Genomic DNA, 673 nt, shown 5'->3' on the forward strand with positions numbered 1-673 from the left:
GCACGAACCGATTTCTTTTGGTCTGTGCCTGGTTCTCTGTATTCTACAGTAAACCAGTAATCGCTTGTTGGCATTGGGTTACCGTTGTAAGTCCCATCCCATCCTGCGCCTGTTGGGCTAAGTTGTTTTAACAGTTTTCCAAAACGATCAAAGATATAGATTACAGCATCTGGCTGGTCGCCTATGCCATAAATGTTCCAGGTGTCGTGGTAACCATCGCCATTTGGTGTAAAGTACTGTGGGTAATCCATCACCATAATGGTTAGGGTGGCTTCACCACAACCTAAAATATCTCTTACTGTTATGGTATGTTCTCCTGCTGCCACATCGGTAAAGGTATAAGTACCATCGTTTGGCGTATTCATCTCCCAGCTGCCACCATCGATACTAAACTCGTACACGGCTATTGAGGTACCTGTGGTGCCTGTTGCAGTTACCTGTATGTCATGCTGGTCTGCAAAGGCTAAGGTGGTGACTTCTGCGCTAATTACTGGTGGCTCGCTTACTTCTACAAAGGTAGTGGCATCGCTGCTACAGCCTGTAGCATTATCGGTTACCACAACGGTGTACACACCGCCTTGTGTTGGCATAATACTTGGCCCTGTTTCGCTTGGTAATACCGTGCCCTGATAACTCCACTCAAACGTGTATTGTGCAGGATCTAAGCCTGTGT

General features: G+C 46.8%; 1 protein-coding gene. It reads right to left on the minus strand.

Annotation, left to right across the window (positions count from 1 at the left end):
* A partial coding sequence (locus tag ACVC43_RS00155; protein WP_452222548.1) for a T9SS type B sorting domain-containing protein occupies positions 1-673 on the minus strand: 673 nt, incomplete at both ends.

This window comes from Lacinutrix chionoecetis (genome assembly GCF_053604665.1).